This is a genomic window from Vibrio sp. PBL-C16, assembly GCF_034321865.1.
In the GTDB taxonomy this organism is placed as follows: Bacteria; Pseudomonadota; Gammaproteobacteria; order Enterobacterales; family Vibrionaceae; genus Vibrio; species Vibrio alginolyticus.
Genome location: NZ_JAXLNY010000002.1, coordinates 574,370 through 593,909, shown reverse-complemented (window position 1 = coordinate 593,909; position 19,540 = coordinate 574,370). Strand labels below are relative to the sequence as shown.

Here is a 19,540-nt window from a genome sequence, read left to right as displayed (position 1 = left end):
AATTCACCTAATTGCTGACTCGGACACTGGATGCCTGAGATCCCTTAATAATGGTCACACTAGGTCGTGGCGTGTATTTTCTTGCTACAACAGGTTTATCCACTTCATGAGGGTTGCGCAGAGCAAGCTGTATATCGCCTTTGCTGTTCGCCGATAAGAGCTTTTCTGCCTCTTTCGGTGTTACTTCTAAAGTCACAGCGCGTACAATCACGGGTTTGTTATCATTCGTTTTGGCTGTTTGGTCCACCGCAAGAACATTGATATTTTTAAGCACTGTTTTTGTTGTGGCGTTTTTACCTTGTCCATAACTCACTGTATTCAGGACATCGACCTTGTTGCCTGGTAACAAAAAACCTGCCACACCGATAACGTCATTTACGCGAATAGTGATTGCTCGCTTGTTTTCTGGAATTAATGCAGCAAGTGTTGCGCCTTCACCAGGTAGGGCAAGGCGATGAGGGTTAACAAGTTCACCCGCGTAAATAGTATTGGCAACGATTCTTCCCAATGCCTGTTCTTTTACTTTCAATGTTTCATCATCTATCCAGTCCACTTCCATGAGCTTAGTAGACAAATGTTTCTCAGAGAGAATAGTTCCTGGTTCTAGCTCCATGGCGGCAACTAAAACGGGATGCCTTTCGACCTCTTCTAACTCGACTGTTGGTTGGTTTCTGCCATCCATCCATTGTTTAGCTATCAACACGGCAGCAAGGCCGAAAACAATGGAGAGTAGCAATAGCATGATGACTTGAGTCCGACTCATAATTTAGATCTCCCTATTCATCCACTGTGAAATACAGTCCCCAGGCACGAGTTAAAATGTCTGATGAGACGACTTTTCGTTTTCCTTCAAAAACGAGAACGTCTCTGCTAATGCCCAAAAGATCTTTAGGTAAGCATGGATAATTAGGCATTTTATTTTCACGGTGCAATTGATTTAATGTGTCAAAGAATTCAGGCGACAACGCGAGTTGCAAGTCTTTGGACAGCGATAACCAAAGCGCTTTATAGTCATCATCACCAAGTGGCTTAAACTCAATTTTGTACCCCAGACGGCGTAAAAAAGCAGGGTCAGCAATTTTGCTTGGTGCAAAATTGGATGAGAATGCCAAAGTAAGCATAAATGGCACCGTTACTTGTTGACCATTTGGCAGCGCCAGATGGTCAAATAAGTATTCCATTGGAACGATCCATCTATTTAGCAAGGCATCAACAGGCATTGACTGACGACCGAGATCATCAATCACTAAGATTCCGTTGTTAGCCATCATTTGAAGTGGCGCAATCCATACACGATTATGCTCGCTGTGGTTTACCTCAAGCATCTCCAATGTCAGCTCACCGCCCACTTGAATGTTTGGTCTTTCACAAAGAACCCAGCGTTTGTCGTAATGGGTTTCCAACTTAACGAAAACCTGAGAATGGGAGTTGTCTAAACGACGGTGATGATGCTCTGAGAACACTTTGATGATGTTGCCATCGGCATATACGGCGTAAGGAATAAACACCGAAGTGTTCATTGCATTGAGCACTCTTGATGCAACGTAACTTTTACCAGTACCCGCGTGGCCGTAAAGCAACAAAGCTCGTCCAGAGTTGATAGCAGGTCCGAGAACAGGAACTAAGTGATCCGAGCCAAAAACATCAGATAATGCACGCTCTACATCGATACGGGTAACAGGGTTTTTGCGTAGATCTTGTCCTTCAACAACGGTCCAATACTCTTCCAAAGAAACTGGAACAGGACCGATATATGGATCTTTTCTATATGCAATGTCTGCTTCCGCAAGTCCTAATTCCGTTAGACTATAACGAATGTTCGAGTACGAATGGTTTAGCTTCTCAGATGTAGGCTGATATACCTCAACCCAGCTTCGTTTCCTCAACTGCGCCAAAGCAAGTTCAACAATATTTGAAACCACACATAACCGCTGTGTTAACTCGATCAAATCACATTTCGGATAAGCTGACAGGTGTTTCAACACTAAGTTTTCAACGACTGAAGCCGGTATGCCAAGACCTTCTACCGATGAAGGTACTTTTGGTGGATTTATTTGTGGCACGAGTTTTTCCCAATACACAGAGCCCATCACACTTCCCCTCCTTGAAGTTGCTTAGCCAACTGATGCTGCATGCCATTTATTATTTTTATTTAGTGGGTATAGGAAAAATAAGCTAATCCAATTACGATTATCGGCGCGAATGGAATGACTAACGGCTTACTGGACCTAAAACCTGGTGTTACTTTTTCTAAGCAATACCCTTTAATCTGATGTGATAGAGCAACACTAGTCGATGACACATGTAGCATTAGATAAAAAATGCCGACAATGCCTCCAGCGAGTATTATCCCGGTAGACGCTTCCCCAAGGTTACTCAATCCCAACCATGCCCCTATGACGGCGAGTAACTTAACGTCTCCTCCAGCCATTACTTTGAAAAGATACAGCGCGAAACACACCGCAAACGCAACCAACCCACCATATAAATGATCCAAACCAGTTGTGGCTGGGTTGTAAATTACGTTTGCAGTTACTGCAACCAAAAGCATAAGCACCGCTTTATTCGGTATTCTGTGTTTCTGTGCGTCTGAAACTCCAATCGCAATAAGTAATGACCAAATAATTAACTCGCTAACCATTACGAAGAGCTAATACGACCAGCTACTGAAGTGAACTTGTTAGACAAGGTTGTCCAGAAGCCTGAAGTCAAGAATGCAGTAACAATTAGTGCCGCACCTAGGATGTACTCCAAAAGTGTTAGCCCCTCTTCGTCTTCCATGAAGTCCTTGATTAGATTGCGAAAGTTATCCATAAGATTATCCCCTTTATTTAACCAAATCTCGCTTGTCCATGACGCAGGTATCATATACACCCGAATCATGCTTAAACATTAGTCATCAAGAATTAGGGGGGTTAGGACTTTTTTGCCAAAGGTTAGTACTTTCTTGCCTGTCTGCGCTTCAGAGGCGAAATGTATCATAAATAAGACACATTACTGTAAGCTATGTGACACATTTCACACTTGCAGTATGACTATATAAGCCTAAGCTTAATAAACGAAAGGGTGAGGTCTGAAGCTCAAGGAATGAGGCTCGACTGACCTCAATGCATACTAACATTGGTGTAGTACGTACTGAGCAGGATTCATATGGATAAACAGACCAAAGCTTACTGGATAGGAGAGACCCTTTGCTCGCTGCCGGAACAATTTCGTTGTGAGTTTGATGGGTGCTTTGACATTATGGACTGCAGTAAAGATATCTCAGTCCTCAGCGATAAAGAACATAGCTATTTCTTTTACTACATAACCTGTGATCATCAAGAGCACTTGAAAGGTGTTATAACGCTCTGTAAAAACCTCGACAAAAAACTAATCGTCGTATCTCCAAAAGATACGGCTCCTCACTTGCCGCCCAAGCATATTTGTGCGGAATATTATAAGTTGAACGAGCTCACTCTTCCTATCTGGCTTTCACAAATAAAATTGAAATACTTTTTGCATAGTAAAGTAGACGAAGAACAAATCTCGGTAGATAAACTTTTCTCTCGAAGCGGCAAGTCAAACTTTTCAGACGTAGTCCATTACATCGCCAATAACGTTCATAAGGACCTAAGAGAAGAGGAAGCAGCCGCTCTTTGTCATTACTCGCCGAACTACTTTTCCAAAGTTTTCCACCGTAAAGTGGGTATGTGCTTTCGTGATTATGTCACGGCGAAACGCATTTCATTAGCTAAGAAAATGCTAATTGAAAATGAATCGATGAAAATTGCTTACATTGCTTATCAGTGCGGGTATCGAGACGTTTCTTACTTTTCTCGAATTTTTAAGAAAAAAACAGGTCTGTCTCCAGCAAATTATCGACAGCAGTTTTAGGCTTTATTTGTAGCAACTGTCAGAACAACTAACGCTATCTTCCCCACATATTTCATCAAAATGCATTCCCGTGTCGCGATTTAACATGCTAAAGTTAACAATGCGTTAACAATTATAAATACAATGAGAAGACATGGAGTCACTTAAAATGAATCAGCCGAATCTAAATAGCGCTGCTGGTTGCGCTCTCCCACCACCAAATGAAATGATCCTCAAATGGGCTCAAGAGCGTCCAAATGAGGTCTACCTAAAACAAATTATTAACCGACAGTTTGTTGAGTACACATTCTCTGATGTTGCAGATCAAGCCTTAAAACTTGTCAGCGCACTACGCTCGCTTGGTGTAAAGCCTGGCGACAAAGTCGCGTTAGTATCTAAAAACTGTGCAGAATGGTTTATTTGCGATCTTGCTATGATGCTTGGTGACTATGTCAGTGTGCCAATCTTTCCTACCGCCGGTGCAGACACCATCGAATACTGTGTGACTCATAGTGAAAGTAAAGCGATCATTGGCGGAAAACTCGATGATCCCAAAGCAACTCAGCAAGTCATTGATGCTATGCCTGAACTCATTAGCATCGCTCTACCTTATGACACGGCACCTAAGTGTAAGCACGAATACCAAGCGCTCATTGCTGATGCAGTGCCAAGTGAAGAGCGTCCGCAGCATTACGATGACAAGCTAATGTCGTTGGTGTATACCTCAGGCACATCAGGGTTACCGAAAGGCGCGATGCTAACTTACGGCGCATTCAGTTGGTCTGTTCAGCAACTGATCAATCATATTGGTATCCAAGAAAACGACCGACTGTTCTCTTATTTACCGCTCGCTCATATTACAGAGCGTGTTTATATCTTCGGTTCATCGATTATGGGTGGCGTGCCAACAGCATTTCCAGAGTCACTGGACACTTTTATCGAAGATGTGAAGATGCACCGACCAACTCTGTTTATCTCCGTCCCACGGTTATGGACGCTATTCCAGCAACGTATTCAAGACAAACTTCCACAGAAGAAGCTCAATATTCTGTTGAAAATCCCATTCGTCAATTCTTTGATCAAGAAAAAGCTAGCAGATGGTCTAGGTTTAGATCAGGCTCGAGTATTAGGCTGTGGCTCTGCACCTGTCTCGCCAGCGCTGTTGGAATGGTACCACTCAGTGGGCCTTGATATCACAGAGGCTTGGGGGATGACGGAATCATTTGCCTACAGCACGCTCAACTACCCATTTAGAGCTGACAAAATCGGTAGTGTCGGTAATGCAGGGCCAGGCATTGAGTTAAAAATCGCAGCTGATGATGAAATCATGGTGCGTGGCAAAGGGCTATTTTCTGGCTACTACAAAAATGACATTGCCACCCAAGAGTCTTTTGATTCAGAGGGCTGGCTACACACAGGCGATATCGGCGCTATCGACTCAGATGGTTATCTAACGATTCAAGGCCGTAAAAAAGATAACTTCAAAACAGCCAAAGGTAAATTTGTCTCTCCGGTTCCTATCGAGAAAAAGCTTTTCGAGTACAGTCGTGTAGAGATGATGTGTCTCATCGGTTTAGGGCTACCCGCTCCGATTCTTTTGGTTGTGCCACATGACTTCCCTAACTTTGATCGAGAGCGATACGCACGTACCACACGTAAAGTTATTGCCAGGATGAATCAAGAACTCGCCTCTCATGAGCAAATCAAAGGCGTGTTAATGATTAAAGAACCTTGGAGTATAGAAAATGGCGTACTGACGCCAACACTTAAAATTAAACGTCATGTGCTCGAACAAAAGTATCATGAGATAGGCCACAATTGGCCAAAAGATGAATTGGTCGTGTGGGAAGAAGACTTGTAATTTTGCTTGCACTCCTCAACGCCATTGGGGAGTGCAGCTTAACTTTGAGCTTGAATCAAACTCATAAACTACTCTCTCCAGAATGGCTTACTCACTTCACAATTAATCTCCCTTTCACCTAATCCAATATCGTCCCAAAGGTGCTTTGGTAACTCTCTCAAGTGACGACGTGTCTTATAGTTCCTTCTCCAAGCCGCCAGTTTAGAATAAATTAACTGTAACCCGCTCTGATGGGCAGTAGGTATAGTACGCTCACAAGTGTGTGTCATGTTTTCCATTTCAAAGATTCCTATACAATGTTGACCACTTAATAATCAGCGACTACGCTGATATCCTCAAACGATAGAATCTGCCATAGAGTTAAGGAAAACTAATGTGAAAGATCGAATGCCTCCCTTACAGGGCTTGTATTACTTTTTCGTTGCAGCAAAGGAAGGAAGCTTTAAAACGGCAGCAAAAGAACTGTTTGTTACGCCAGCGGCCATTAGTCAGCAAATTCGTCATTTAGAAGAGTTCTTAGGCACGGACCTATTTGTTCGTCAGCACAGAAAAATCGTGCTCACACCAGAGGGAGAGCTACTGTTTAGTCAGGCAGAAAGAGGGTTTGCTCATTTGCAGCAAGGGGTTAGATTAGTCAATCAGAGATCCAAACCCGAACCACCTTTCGATATCAACACTCCCCTCTTTCGCTCATCATTGGTTAGTCCCGAAAATTACGGCTTTTCGCCAGCGTCACCCTGATATCGCCTTGCTATTAGAACCAACCAATGATTTGGTGTCTTTTCAAGATAGTCAGATAGATTTATGTGTTCGTTACGGTTTAGGAAAATATCCCAATTTAGAATCACAATGGCTGATGGACGAAGCTTTTTATCCTGCTTGTCATCCGGTGTACCAGAAAGAGCACGGGATCTATAACATCGAGGATTTAAGCAAAGCTGAGCTGATTGAAGATGTTTGGCCTGATCTTGATTGGAATATGTGGTTAGCAACCTTGGGTCACTGCGCAGCAAAGCCTACCTTAAAATACAGTGGATCACATCTCGTGCTTGAGGCTGCACTATCACTTCAAGGCGTGGCATTAGTAAAACACAGTTTAGCTCATCAATATTTTCGTTCTGGCAAATTGGTCCGAATTGGAGATATCGCTATCAAGCCCAACTTTGCGTATTACTTGTGTGCGCCAAAAGGCTACTTAAAAAGACCTAAAGCTCAATTGTTTGCGCAATGGTTGAAGGAAGAAATAGAAATATTTGAAAAGTCAGTGGTACCAGACTTTAGGACCATTGACCTAAAAGGCAACAGTACTAGAACGGCATCATAACAATCGTCAAAACAAACGCTAAATAGGAATAAAACAAACACGCTCTGCGTATAAGACTGCTAAATACAAAAAGCCCCGCACTAAGCGGGGCTTTCAAGTTATAGAGTTAACTTAAGAATTACTTCTTAGCGTTACGCTCTTTAACGTCAGCAATTACTTGCTCTGCAACGTTTGTTGGACATGGTGCGTAGTGTGAGAACTCCATAGAGAACTGACCACGACCAGAAGTCATAGTACGTAGAGTACCGATGTAACCAAACATTTCTGATAGAGGTACATCACCCTTGATACGTACGCCAGTAGACGCTGCTTGTTGGTCTTTGATCATACCACGACGACGGTTAAGGTCACCGATTACGTCACCAACGTGATCTTCTGGAGTGAACACGTCAACTTTCATGATTGGCTCAAGAAGTTGCGCGCCAGCTTTAGGCATAGACTGACGGAATGCACCTTTCGCTGCGATTTCGTAAGCGATAGCTGAAGAGTCAACTGCGTGGAAACCACCGTCGAATAGTTCAACTTCAACGTCTAGAGTAGGGAAGCCAGCTAGAACACCGTGCTCCATCATTGACGCAAAGCCTTTCTCAACTGCAGGCCAGAATTCTTTAGGTACGTTACCACCAACAACTGTTGATTTGAACGTGAAGCCAGAGTTTGGCTCACCTGGTTTGATGCGGTAATCGATCTTACCGAACTGACCAGAACCACCAGACTGTTTCTTGTGCGTGTAGCTATCTTCGATTGCTTGAGTGATAGTTTCACGGTAAGCAACCTGTGGAGCACCAACTTCTAGCTCAACGCCGTAAGTACGCTTAAGGATATCTACCTTGATGTCTAGGTGAAGTTCACCCATACCTTTCAGGATAGTTTCGCCTGAATCTTCATCAGTCTCAACTTGGAATGATGGATCTTCTGCAACCATTTTACCGATCGCGATACCCATCTTCTCAGAACCGCCTTTATCTTTAGGCTTAACTGCGATAGAGATTACTGGATCTGGGAAGATCATTGGCTCAAGAGTACATTCGTGCTTAGGATCACATAGAGTGTGACCAGTTTGAACGTTCTTCATACCAACTACAGCGATGATGTCACCAGCTTGTGCTGAATCGATCTCGTTACGCTCGTCCGCGTGCATCTCAACCATACGGCCGATACGCTCTGTTTTACCAGTTGCAGAGTTAAGGATTGTGTCACCTTTCTTCATCTTACCAGAGTAGATGCGGATAAAGGTTAGAGCACCGAAGCGGTCATCCATGATCTTAAATGCAAGAGCACGTAGTGGCTCGTCTGCAGATACAGTCGCAACTTCACCAGTTGGCTCACCAGTCTCTGAATCAGTTAGAGGCTGTGGATCAACTTCTGTTGGAGATGGTAGGTAATCAATTACCGCGTCAAGAATAAGTTGGATACCTTTGTTCTTGTACGCTGAACCACAGTAAGTTGGGAAGAATGCTAGATCACGAGTACCTTTACGGATACAACGTTTGATGTCTTCTAGAGATGGCTCTTCGCCTTCTTCTAGGTAAGCCATCATTAGATCTTCGTCTTGCTCTAGAGCAGTTTCGATTAGCATTTCACGGTATTCAGCAGCTTTTTCTACCATGTCTGCTGGAATATCTTGAACTTCGTAGTTCTCTGGTTGGCCAGACTCATCCCATACGTAAGCTTGTTGGCTTAGTACGTCTACAACACCTACGAAATCTTCTTCGATACCGATAGGTAGAGTCATAACTAGAGGTGTAGCACCTAGTACGTTCTGTACTTGATCTACAACTTTGTAGAAATCTGCGCCCATACGGTCTAGTTTGTTAACGAAGATCAGACGTGATACGTGTGATTCGTCAGCGTAACGCCAGTTAGTTTCTGACTGAGGCTCAACACCACCAGAACCACAGAATACACCGATACCACCGTCAAGTACTTTTAGAGAACGGTAAACTTCGATAGTGAAGTCAACGTGTCCAGGAGTATCGATGATGTTTAGACGGTGATCGTTCCAGAAACAAGTTGTTGCTGCAGACTGGATTGTGATACCACGCTCAGCTTCCTGCTCCATGAAGTCAGTAGTAGTTGAACCGTCGTGAGTGTCACCGATCTTATGGATCTTACCAGTTAGCTTTAGGATACGCTCTGTAGAGGTAGTTTTACCCGCGTCTACGTGAGCAAAAATACCAATGTTTCTGTATTTTGATAAATCAGTCATTGTCTTACTCTGTTAATAAGGTATAAAGTGCGCGCAGAGTATATCACATTCTGTCAATACTGATACCCTTGCGTGCGGATGGAAGAAAAAAAATTTTAACGTGAAATTTCCGTCCCCAAAGCATAGTCAAACACAGCAATTTATGTACTTTATTCGCATTTTATTGAGGACGGATAGAACAGTTTGTGATTGCACAAATACCATTCTTATGAGCATTACAGCTCGTCAAAAGCCTCTATAGCTTCCGACAATTTCTTAACGCCGTGAATTTGCATGCCAGGGATGCCACCTTTCGGCATGTTGGCTGCTGGCACGATGGCTTTCTTGAAACCATGTTTGAACGCTTCATTCAAACGCTCTTGCCCACTTGGCACTGGACGGATTTCGCCCGCAAGCCCTACCTCACCAAAAATCACCACATCTTTAGGGAGTGGACGGTCACGAAAACTCGATAAAAGCGCCATAACTAAAGCAAGATCAGCGCTCGTCTCCGTCACCTTAACACCGCCAACCACATTAACAAAGACATCTTGGTCTGCCATTTGTAAGCCACCATGCTTATGCAACACAGCGAGCAAAAGTGATATGCGGTTCTGCTCCAAGCCGACCGCAACACGACGAGGGTTGGCTAACTGCGAGTAATCCACCAGCGCTTGAATCTCTACTAGTAGAGGGCGCGTGCCTTCCCAAACCACCATGACTGAAGAGCCTGATGTTTCTTCTTCACCACGAGAAAGGAAGATCGCTGATGGGTTACTCACTTCCTTCAATCCTTGGCCTGTCATTGCAAAGACACCAAGCTCATTCACAGCACCAAAACGGTTTTTATGACTACGCAAAGTGCGGAATCGGCTATCCGTTCCACCATCGAGTAGTACCGAACAGTCGATAATGTGTTCAAGAACTTTGGGGCCCGCAAGGGTACCATCTTTTGTTACGTGACCAACAATAAATACCGCAACATTATTCTGTTTTGCGTATCGTGTCAGAGCCGTCGCAGATTCACGTACCTGAGCAACACTGCCAGGCGACGATTGAACATCAGAAACGTGCATCACCTGAATCGAGTCTATTACCATTATACGAGGCTGCTCTTTTTCGGCGATTTGGCAAATTTTGTCGACGTTCGTTTCCGATAGCATTTTTAAATGATCTTTCGGCAAGCCCAATCGGGAAGCACGCATTGCCACCTGCTGTAACGACTCTTCACCGGTTACGTAAAGCGTTGGCATTTGCGCAGATAAACTACACATGGTTTGCAACAGAAGGGTTGATTTACCTGCGCCAGGGTTACCGCCAATCAAAATTGCGGCACCTGGCACAACACCACCACCCAACACGCGGTCAAGCTCTTTAAACCCACTGGTGAAGCGAGGTACTTCTTGCAGATCAATTTCGGATAGCGTTTGAACCGTAGCTTCTGTTGCGGAACCAGCGTAGCCGCTTAAGCGTTCATTGCGAGCAACGGTTGGCGATGCAGCGATACGTACTTCTGTTATCGTATTCCATGCACCACATGCGTTACACTGCCCCTGCCAACGGGGAAAGTCCGCGCCACAATCATTACAAACATACGCTCGTTTTGCTTTCGCCATGATGCCTCAATTTTTTCTACAAATGTGACTAAGCACAGCCAAGTCAGACCTGAACTGAAATGAACTATTGATATACTTAAGTATTACTTCGCTTAGCCGATACAATTTAAAGTAACGACATACTCTAACAGAAATAATGCAGCAATCTGAAATTCTCTCGCTCGCAGAACGACTCATTCCCGTTTACGGTACGAATGACTTTGACTTTGTCCTTGGCCAACTGACCGAGGAAGAGCCGCCTTCGGCCAAAATTTTGGTTAAAATGGAACTTAACCGCTTAATGGCTCCATGCAAAAAAAGCATTGATTTGCGAGGTCGCGTTCAAGGCGAATGTCGCGAGTATATTTTGGATGGTATTCCACATTGGTTGGATGATGTTGCTTTCAACGCTTACCATAAAAACATCAAAAAGTTTGGCTGCTACACGGAAGGAATGTGGGAAGCATTGGTCAACACGCGAAATAACTTTCGCGTAATGAGCAAGCGCCTTACTCAGCAAAAAACGCAATCGTTAACGGATCCTAAAAGCCAGTTCTTAGCAGAACCCGTTCACCTAGGCTACGATTTAAAGCGCCAAGAAAAACGCTTGAAAGTCCAATCTCAAGTTGAAATTTGCCGTTCTAAAGGACAGCTTCTTCATGGATTAAGCATTGATTTATCTAGCTCTGGCGCAAAGTTCAAAGTCCCGAGCGCATTTAAATATAACCTTGGGGAAATTATTCAGGTCACGTTTACTGAATTTGCCAGCAAATCTAACGTTGCAGGTATAGAGAAACCGCTTGCATACCGCATACTCGCGGTTGATGACTGTTACGAAAATGACTCAGTTCGATACCTCAGAACCATACGCTTAACTGATACCAATGTCGTCACCAGAGTGATAGATGAAGCGCTCAACAGTGCTGTTAAAAGGGCTCGTCACGACAATCAAGACAAGATTATTCGAGCTCGAACTCGCGGTTATGAGCACATCGCACTAAAGCACACCAGCAGCTTGCCTCTATTCTTTGATGGTAGTGACCTAAAATTAGCAATGTTAACGCCAAACAATCAAAAGCTTTGGCAATACTGGCACGATGAGAGAAACCAGCAAATGTTTGGTTCCTTATTCAACGAGCAACGCATCGCGTCACTCATTAAGCCTGGTGTTAAAGGAACAACCAATGTCCTTTATTCATTTACTCACGAGCACGAGAATCGAACCTATTTCTATTCGATGTTTCGCCCAGAAGCAACTCGCGAACAGCGCCAGCTATTTTGGCATTTAGGTGGCAAACGAGAGAGTTGGCGCGCCTTTAGAATTTCAATCTTTGAACTATCAGAGCAAGAACAGGAAGACCTAGCAGCATTCTCTCCAGAGTTGGCAGAAACGTCTCAATCACTGACTCATATTGGTATTTTGCAAGAAATTGCTGACGAAAAGTCAGGGCAGGATTACCTGCTAACTGAAAAGCCGCGCTTACCCGCTAATACATTAAACGCGTTTCGCCATCCGAGAAGAGTTATCGGCAATCCAAAGGGCATTTATTTTGATGCAAAGTCTCGTCGAAAAGAGCCTCGTTATCGTTTTAAAACACCTTTAGAGTTGTACTCAGGACAGACTAAAACAGGCGGCAGTACTGTTGACCTTTCCAAACGAGGACTCGGAATTAGGCTAAGTGAGCCCACGATGTTACGTTCTGGGCAAGAGGTGAGAATCAACTTTCGAGAATTACAACTCTACGATAAAAAATTGCCGTTAATGTCGGTGCCATACCGAGTAATTCGTGTAAGCCCAGACGGTTGTAGCGTGCAGCTAGTTATTGATGAAAGCAGCCAAACCATGAAGGTAATCGCTTTTTTCAACAGCATTATCGAGCACAATCAAGACAAGCTAATCCCGCAAAAAGAGACGCTACCAAGTAATGCTCTACTTGAAAGGCTGCATTGCATGTTGCTCTCGCGTACGCTGAGCACGCCCATTTTTATCAGTAAGAGTACGTCATCTTCAATAAAAACCCCCGTTATCGGGGTGAACTTGCCGCTACCTAAACACATTGAGCTTTTTGCCCGTCTTGGGCATGACCAACTGTTGTCACTTGAACCTATCTTTAAAGGCCGGACAAGCACATTAATCGCAGAGCCAATAAAACGTGTAGAAGGTGCTCAAGCCAGACATCAGGATATCTACATAAGCGCCGCAAAAGTAGGCAATAAAATTACAGGCATTGAGTCAAAGCTTCATCAAGAGTTCAACAGCGTAAAAGAGCGGATTCAATTTATAAAGAAAGCGCGAATGATGGGTGACTTTTACGTGATTCGCCTTTCTACTGCGCCAATTTTCGATCCGATGACATCATTACTGCAACAAGATTTAAGTGACTTAACCCAATTTGGTGTACATCAAGCAAGCAAGTTAGAAAAAGAGTTGACGGCGCTCGTTGGTTACAGTGAATTTGAAGACATTACTGAAGAGGTAGTAATTAGATTGGAGTTAACCGAGTAAATTCAAAGTCATACCAAATTGAAAAAAAACACCGCCTTTCTGGCGGTGTTTTTGAATGGATGGTTAAGGTTTAGCTTTCCAGCTGACCTTTTGCTGCTTCACCAATGCGCCAGATAAAATACAGAGCACACCGCCCAACCCTGCAAAGCGAATCGCTGATTGCGCTTGAGCTTCCACTTTTGGTTTTGCGTGATACGCAATCCCTAATCCTGCCACCGACATCATCACAAGATCATTAGCGCCATCACCGACAGCAACCGTGTTGTGCTGCTCAATTTCATATTCATCCGCCAGTTCCACTAGAATGTCAGACTTCATCTGCGCCGTTACCACATCACCAAGTACGTTACCCGTGAGTTTGCCGTCAATAATTTCTAATTGATTGGAGCGAGCAAAATCTAAGTCGACTTTATCTTTGATGTAATCAGAGAAGTAAGTAAAACCACCGGAAGCAATCGCTGTTTTCCAGCCCAAGGCTTTCAACGTCGCAATTAGCGCTTCAAAGTCCGGCATGAATGGTAACTGGGAACGAACTTGTTCAAGAATTGATTCATCGGCACCTTTGAGCTTACCAACTCGCTGACGTAAACTTTGCTCAAAATCCAGCTCACCTTGCATGGCACGTTCAGTGACTTCAGCGACCTCATCCCCTACTCCTGCCAGTTTCGCGATTTCATCAATACACTCTATCTGGATCGCCGTTGAATCCATATCAAATACAATCAACCCTTGGGTTGATAGATCGGGCACTTCATTAAGCGAGGCGTAATCTAGGTTGAGACTTTGTAAGATCGTTTCATGTTGAGGAGTTAATTCTCCGGCCATCAGGGCTACTTCATATTGGCCAACTTTCCACGTTTCTAGTATCGGGTTGTAAAAGCCGGTGAAGAAATCAATGTCTTCGAAGTGACTTGGCGAAAGGTACTCAGCAAATACGATCCAGTTTGCTTTTGCTTTATCTAATTGGGAGGCAAATCGAGTCTCGGGTAATCGTTTTAAAAGTGTCGTATGTTTTCTGATAGGCAAGCTTTTTGACGCGTCCATGTATATAATCCCTTATGACTTTGCTAAAACGTTACCTCAACAAACTAAAAAGGCAAGTCTTTGTTTTATTTTAAATGGATGAGTAAAGAGCATGAGTGAATCTTTGTTCTCAGTAAGGAATGCCCTAAGAATTCTGGCACTAATCCTACTGTGTGTGATGTTGTTTATCACAATAAAAAACAGTGTTGTGATCAGTAAGGGTAATGAGAAAATTCAAGCACAACAGCTTGAAACACTCACCAAAGTTTTGATTTCACAGGCGTCTCTTTCTGCCAGTGAGATGATTTTAACTAAAGATCAAGAACGATTACTTCAGCTAACAAACCAACTAGCACAAGACCGTTTAGTGTTTGATGCAACAATCTACGATGCACAGGGTGTACGTTTAGCGTCTAGTGAAGAGGCATTATCGGTACGCGAAGTTCTTGGCCTAGATACGCCTTTGGCAACAGCTTCCATTGGTCGCCAGCAGTTGGTTGAACCAGTTTTTGCAGATGGTGCGCTTATCGGTTTTGTTCGCGTGACCTTTGAGACGGGCCGGGTGACGGCTATTTCTGACCACCACTATCGCAAGAGCGATCGTTATATGTACATGATGGTCTTAATGAGCTTTGTCTGTGGTATGTTGTTCATCTTGATTTTACGTCGACAACCGATACGTCGTAAAAAAGCGCCAAACCTGCTGCTAACCAAGTAACTAGGTAGCGCTAACAACTCATATAAAAACAGCCCGCAATGTGCGGGCTGTTTTTTTAGCTCTTGAGAGCGAAAAATAGAATGACTCTTCGTCGCTTACTCTTCGTCACCAAGCAATACTGAATCTAGTGCGATTAGCATCATGTCGTTGAATGTCGTTTGACGCTCGTCAGATGTAGTCTGTTCGCCAGTCTTGATATGATCAGAAACCGTACAGATTGTCAGAGCTTTTGCACCGTATTCTGCCGCAACACCGTAAATACCAGCAGCTTCCATTTCAACACCAACAATGCCGTACTTGTCCATTACATCGAACATTTCTGGATCTGGCGTGTAGAAAAGCTCTGCTGAGAATAGGTTACCAACTTTAACGTCAATACCGCGAGCTTTTGCAGCGTCTTCTGCCGCACGAACCATGTTGTAGTCTGCGATTGCCGCGAAGTCATGACCTTTAAAGCGGATACGGTTCACTTTAGAGTCAGTACATGCACCCATGCCGATCACAACATCACGCACTTTGATGTCTTCATTCACTGCGCCACAGCTGCCAACACGGATGATTTTCTTCACGCCGAAGTCTTTGATTAGTTCAGTTGCGTAAATCGAGCATGATGGGATACCCATACCGTGGCCCATTACCGAGATCTTACGGCCTTTGTATGTGCCTGTGTAACCAAACATATTACGAACGTCACACACTTGAACGACATCTTCAAGGAAAGTCTCTGCGATGTATTTGGCACGTAGTGGATCGCCAGGCATCAGTACGACGTCTGCAAATGCACCCATTTCAGCATTGATATGTGGAGTTGCCATTTTCTTTTCCTTAACCTTTCTCTAGCGCTCCGCGCTTAAGGCGATATAAGCCAGAGTATTATCATTTCCGACAAGCAGCATTTACATACTGCAAACATAAAACTAGGAGCAATCAAGCTCCTAGTTTTCAAAAACCTAACTAATTATAGGAAGTTCTTACCGTAATCCATTGGAGAAGTACCGAAGTAACTTGCCAATGTTTGACCGATATCTGCGAATGTTTCGCGGCGGCCAAGAGAACCAGCTGGTACTTTTTGACCATAAACCAATACTGGGATGTGCTCACGAGTATGGTCAGTGCCTGGCCATGTTGGGTCACAGCCGTGGTCTGCCGTTAGGATAAGCACATCGTCTTCTTCCATAATCTCTAGCACTTCGTTGATACGACCATCGAAGTACTCAAGTGCCGCTGCGTAACCCGCTACGTCACGACGGTGACCGTAAGCTGAGTCGAAGTCTACAAAGTTAGTGAATACGATCGTGTTGTCGCCCGCTTCTTTGATTTGCTCTAGCGTTGCTTCGAACAATGCAGGGATACCTGTCGCTTTCACTTTCTTAGTGATACCGCAGTTTGCGTAGATATCAGCAATCTTACCAATAGAAACCACGTTGCCTTGCTTCTCTTCAACAAGTTTCTGTAGAACCGTTGCTGATGGTGGCTCAACAGAAAGGTCACGACGGTTACCGGTACGCTCAAATTGACCTTTACCAGCACCAACAAATGGACGCGCGATAACACGACCAATGTTGTAATCTTCTAGCTCTTCACGTGCGATTTGGCAAAGCTCTAGTAGACGGTCTAGACCGAAAGTCTCTTCGTGACATGCGATTTGGAATACAGAGTCAGCAGAAGTGTAGAAGATTGGTTTGCCAGTCTTCATGTGCTCTTCACCAAGATCGTCAAGAACTTGAGTACCAGATGCGTGGCAGTTACCCAGGAAACCGTCAAGACCTGCACGCTCAAGAATGCGGTCAGTCAATTCTTTCGGGAAGCTGTTTGCTTTGTCAGTGAAGTAACCCCAGTCAAACAGAACAGGAACACCTGCGATTTCCCAGTGACCAGACGGCGTGTCTTTACCTGAAGAAAGCTCTGCTGCATGACCGTATGCACCAATAATTTCAGCGTCTGCGTCTAGTCCAGGTGCGAAGCGACCTGTCGATTCTTTATGCGCCATTGCCAAACCAAGTTTCGATAGATTTGGAAGGCGAAGTGCACCTTGGCGATTGTCGTTATCTGCTAAGCCTTTTTCACATTGGTCAGCGATGTGACCTAGTGTGTCTGAACCTACATCACCAAATTCTTTAGCATCGGCAGTTGCACCGATACCGAATGAGTCTAGTACTAAAATAAATGCTCTTTTCATTGCTCGTTCCTTAGGCCCACTCGGCTTTTTATTATGGTTGAGTAGGCCTTGTGTAATTACTTGTTCTATTAGATATCTTCTGCACGAATTTGGCGGTAAACCTCTGGAGTTGGTGTGTATTCACCACCTACTTTGATTGCACTGCGCAGTGCTTTTGCCGCTTCTTCCCATTGCTCTTCAGTGCGAGCGTGGATGACCGCAAGAGGTTTATCACTGTCTGCAACCTCACCTAGGCGGATGAACTCGTCGAAACCAACTGCGTAGTCGATTTCATCAGTAGCAACTCGACGACCACCACCCATAGCAACCACAGCCATGCCGATAGCACGTGTATCCATTGCAGAGACAATGCCCGTTTCTGTTGCGTAAACTGGCTTGATGATTTCTGCTTTTTCTAAGTAGTTGTCGTAGTTTTCTACGAAGTCTGCTGGGCCGCCTAAGCCGGCAACCATCTTGCCGAAGCACTCAGCCGCTTTGCCGTTATCCAGCACTTCCATCAGTTTTGCGCGTGCGTCTTCTGTGTTCTCAGCAAGCTTGCCAAGTACTAACATTTCAGCACATGAAGCCATGGTCACTTCAAGTAGACGAGGGTTACGGTATTCACCCGTTAAGAAACGAACCGCTTCACGAACTTCCACTGCGTTACCCGCTGAAGACGCCAATACTTGGTTCATGTCCGTAAGAATTGCCGTAGTCTTAGTGCCAGCACCGTTTGCTACCGCAACGATTGATTTTGCTAGCTCTTCAGACGCTTCGTAAGTTGGCATAAATGCACCTGAACCCACTTTTACGTCCATCACTAGCGATTCCAGACCCGCCGCCAGTTTCTTAGAAAGGATCGACGCCGTAATCAGGGAGATATTGTCTACCGTTGCGGTAATATCACGAGTCGCGTAAACACGCTTATCCGCAGGAGCAAGGTCACCAGTTTGACCGATGATCGCCACACCAGCGTCTTTGGTTACTTGACCAAAAACATCGTTGCTCGGCGTAATGTTGTAACCAGGGATAGATTCAAGTTTATCCAGCGTACCGCCTGTATGACCAAGACCGCGGCCAGAGATCATAGGTACGAAACCGCCACACGCTGCCACCATTGGGCCAAGCATTAAAGAAGTTACGTCACCCACACCACCGGTTGAGTGTTTGTCGACAATTGGACCACCGAAGTTCATGTGGCTCCAGTCGATAACCATGCCCGAATCACGCATTGCACACGTTAAGGCGATGCGCTCATCCATGGTCATTTCATTAAAGAAAATCGTCATAGCAAACGCCGCAATCTGACCTTCAGATACCGTGTTGTTCGCTACGCCTTGAATAAAGAAGTTGATTTCGTCGGCGGTTAGGACTTCGCCGTCACGTTTTTTACGAATGATTTCTTGTGGTAAATACATTAGTGCCTCCCAAGCTCTTTTGAGCCATGGTTGTAGTAGGATAGAAGAGGTTTGGTAGCACCCGTTTAGGTGCTACCGTTCAGACGCATTATTGGAATTAGTACGCTGTTGGATCAGCGACGTCGTCCGATACTTCTAATGTATTTAGTAGGTTGGTTAGCAGGCTAGACGCACCAAAACGGTAGTGACGAGCATCAACCCAGTTGTCACCTAGGATTTCGTCAGCCATTGCTAGGTATGCTGCTGCGTCTTCAGCAGTGCGCACACCACCTGCTGGTTTGAAACCAACAGTTTCTGCAACACCCATGTCGCGAATAACTTCAAGCATCATGCGAGCGTATTCTGGTGTTGCGTTTACTGGCACTTTACCAGTTGAAGTTTTAATGAAGTCAGCACCTGCTTCAATACAGATTTGAGATGCTTTCTTGATTAGTGCTTCTTCTTTTAGTTCACCTGTTTCGATGATCACTTTAAGAAGAATGTCACCACAAGCTTCTTTACATTGCTTAACTAGTTCGAAGCCTACTTTCTCATCACCCGCCATTAGCGCGCGGTAAGGAAAAACTACGTCAACTTCGTCTGCACCGTAAGCAACCGCCGCTTTTGTTTCAGCAACTGCGATTTCAATGTCGTCGTTACCATGTGGGAAGTTCGTTACTGTTGCAATACGAACCTCTGGCGTACCTTGCTCACGAAGTGTCTTCTTAGCAATAGGAATAAAGCGAGGGTAAATACAAATTGCAGCTGTGTTGCCTACTGCTGTTTTCGCGTCATGACATAGTGAGATCACTTTTGCATCAGTGTCATCATCATTCAACGTAGTTAGGTCCATAAGTTTAAGTGCACGTAGCGCTGCTGCTTTTAAATCGCTCATTTCTATCTCCGATCAATATT

16 protein-coding genes and 1 pseudogene are annotated in these 19,540 nt (G+C 44.5%); 5 read left to right on the top strand and 12 right to left on the bottom strand.

The window, feature by feature from the left end; all coding sequences use genetic code 11:
* Nucleotides 1-7: 7 nt before the first annotated feature.
* From cpaB to UQW94_RS11000, 4 genes are all read right to left on the bottom strand, one after another.
* A complete protein-coding gene (gene cpaB / locus UQW94_RS11015; protein ID WP_005386448.1) occupies nt 8-763 on the bottom strand; it encodes a Flp pilus assembly protein CpaB in 756 nt (251 codons plus the stop codon).
* 13 nt (nt 764-776) lie between these two features.
* The gene (locus UQW94_RS11010) at nt 777-2,090 is read right to left on the bottom strand and encodes an AAA family ATPase (RefSeq protein ID WP_165401630.1); all 1,314 of its coding nucleotides are present in this window, start codon (nt 2,088-2,090) and stop codon (nt 777-779) included.
* A 62-nt stretch (nt 2,091-2,152) separates the two neighbouring features.
* A complete protein-coding gene (locus tag UQW94_RS11005) occupies nt 2,153-2,641 on the bottom strand; it encodes an A24 family peptidase (RefSeq protein ID WP_031781044.1) in 489 nt (162 codons plus the stop codon).
* Nucleotides 2,641-2,814 carry a Flp family type IVb pilin gene (locus UQW94_RS11000; protein ID WP_031781043.1) on the bottom strand — a complete coding sequence of 58 codons (174 nt, stop codon included), beginning with the start codon at nt 2,812-2,814 and terminating at the stop codon, nt 2,641-2,643. The genes UQW94_RS11005 and UQW94_RS11000 overlap by 1 nt, the downstream gene beginning before the upstream one ends.
* A gap of 336 nt (nt 2,815-3,150) precedes the next feature.
* On the opposite strand from UQW94_RS11000, the gene UQW94_RS10995 reads away from it, so the two are divergent.
* The gene (locus UQW94_RS10995; protein ID WP_130545037.1) at nt 3,151-3,876 is read left to right on the top strand and encodes a helix-turn-helix domain-containing protein; all 726 of its coding nucleotides are present in this window, start codon (nt 3,151-3,153) and stop codon (nt 3,874-3,876) included.
* A 148-nt stretch (nt 3,877-4,024) separates the two neighbouring features.
* Nucleotides 4,025-5,716, top strand: coding sequence for an AMP-binding protein (locus UQW94_RS10990; protein WP_031779037.1), 1,692 nt, complete (start codon nt 4,025-4,027; stop codon nt 5,714-5,716).
* A gap of 68 nt (nt 5,717-5,784) precedes the next feature.
* Here the strand turns inward: UQW94_RS10990 and UQW94_RS10985 are convergent, their stop codons facing one another.
* Nucleotides 5,785-5,985, bottom strand: a complete 201-nt coding sequence (locus UQW94_RS10985) for a DUF1127 domain-containing protein (RefSeq protein ID WP_225496715.1) — start codon at nt 5,983-5,985, stop codon at nt 5,785-5,787.
* 106 nt (nt 5,986-6,091) lie between these two features.
* Between UQW94_RS10985 and UQW94_RS10980 the strand changes: the two are divergent.
* Nucleotides 6,092-7,040 (top strand): annotated as a pseudogene (locus UQW94_RS10980) (LysR substrate-binding domain-containing protein).
* Nucleotides 7,041-7,158: 118 nt separating this feature from the next.
* On the opposite strand, the gene fusA reads toward UQW94_RS10980, so the two are convergent.
* Both fusA and radA read right to left on the bottom strand, forming a co-directional pair.
* Nucleotides 7,159-9,249, bottom strand: coding sequence for an elongation factor G (fusA, locus tag UQW94_RS10975; RefSeq protein ID WP_005386444.1), 2,091 nt, complete (start codon nt 9,247-9,249; stop codon nt 7,159-7,161).
* Nucleotides 9,250-9,464: 215 nt separating this feature from the next.
* Complete coding sequence (gene radA / locus UQW94_RS10970) at nt 9,465-10,844, bottom strand: DNA repair protein RadA (RefSeq protein ID WP_322142235.1); 1,380 nt, start codon at nt 10,842-10,844, stop codon at nt 9,465-9,467.
* A gap of 136 nt (nt 10,845-10,980) precedes the next feature.
* Here radA and UQW94_RS10965 point away from each other — a divergent pair, with 136 nt between their 5' ends.
* Nucleotides 10,981-13,329: a PilZ domain-containing protein gene (locus UQW94_RS10965; RefSeq protein WP_322142234.1), complete on the top strand. Its 2,349-nt coding sequence runs from the start codon at nt 10,981-10,983 to the stop codon at nt 13,327-13,329.
* 63 nt (nt 13,330-13,392) lie between these two features.
* On the opposite strand, the gene serB is transcribed toward UQW94_RS10965, so the two are convergent.
* A complete protein-coding gene (gene serB / locus UQW94_RS10960; protein ID WP_005386439.1) occupies nt 13,393-14,373 on the bottom strand; it encodes a phosphoserine phosphatase in 981 nt (326 codons plus the stop codon).
* Between the two features lie 91 nt (nt 14,374-14,464).
* Here serB and UQW94_RS10955 point away from each other — a divergent pair, with 91 nt between their 5' ends.
* On the top strand, nt 14,465-15,070 hold the full coding sequence (locus UQW94_RS10955; RefSeq protein ID WP_005391677.1) for a YtjB family periplasmic protein: 606 nt from the start codon (nt 14,465-14,467) through the stop codon (nt 15,068-15,070).
* Nucleotides 15,071-15,165: 95 nt separating this feature from the next.
* Here the strand turns inward: UQW94_RS10955 and deoD are convergent, their stop codons facing one another.
* From deoD to deoC, 4 genes are all read right to left on the bottom strand, one after another.
* Nucleotides 15,166-15,885, bottom strand: a complete 720-nt coding sequence (deoD, locus tag UQW94_RS10950; RefSeq protein ID WP_005380140.1) for a purine-nucleoside phosphorylase — start codon at nt 15,883-15,885, stop codon at nt 15,166-15,168.
* Nucleotides 15,886-16,028: 143 nt separating this feature from the next.
* Entirely contained in the window at nt 16,029-17,249 is a 1,221-nt protein-coding gene (locus UQW94_RS10945; protein ID WP_005386434.1) for a phosphopentomutase, read from the bottom strand.
* 68 nt (nt 17,250-17,317) lie between these two features.
* Complete coding sequence (gene deoA / locus UQW94_RS10940) at nt 17,318-18,646, bottom strand: thymidine phosphorylase (protein ID WP_005380134.1); 1,329 nt, start codon at nt 18,644-18,646, stop codon at nt 17,318-17,320.
* 97 nt (nt 18,647-18,743) lie between these two features.
* The gene (deoC, locus tag UQW94_RS10935) at nt 18,744-19,520 is read right to left on the bottom strand and encodes a deoxyribose-phosphate aldolase (protein WP_005380133.1); all 777 of its coding nucleotides are present in this window, start codon (nt 19,518-19,520) and stop codon (nt 18,744-18,746) included.
* Nucleotides 19,521-19,540 lie beyond the last annotated feature (20 nt).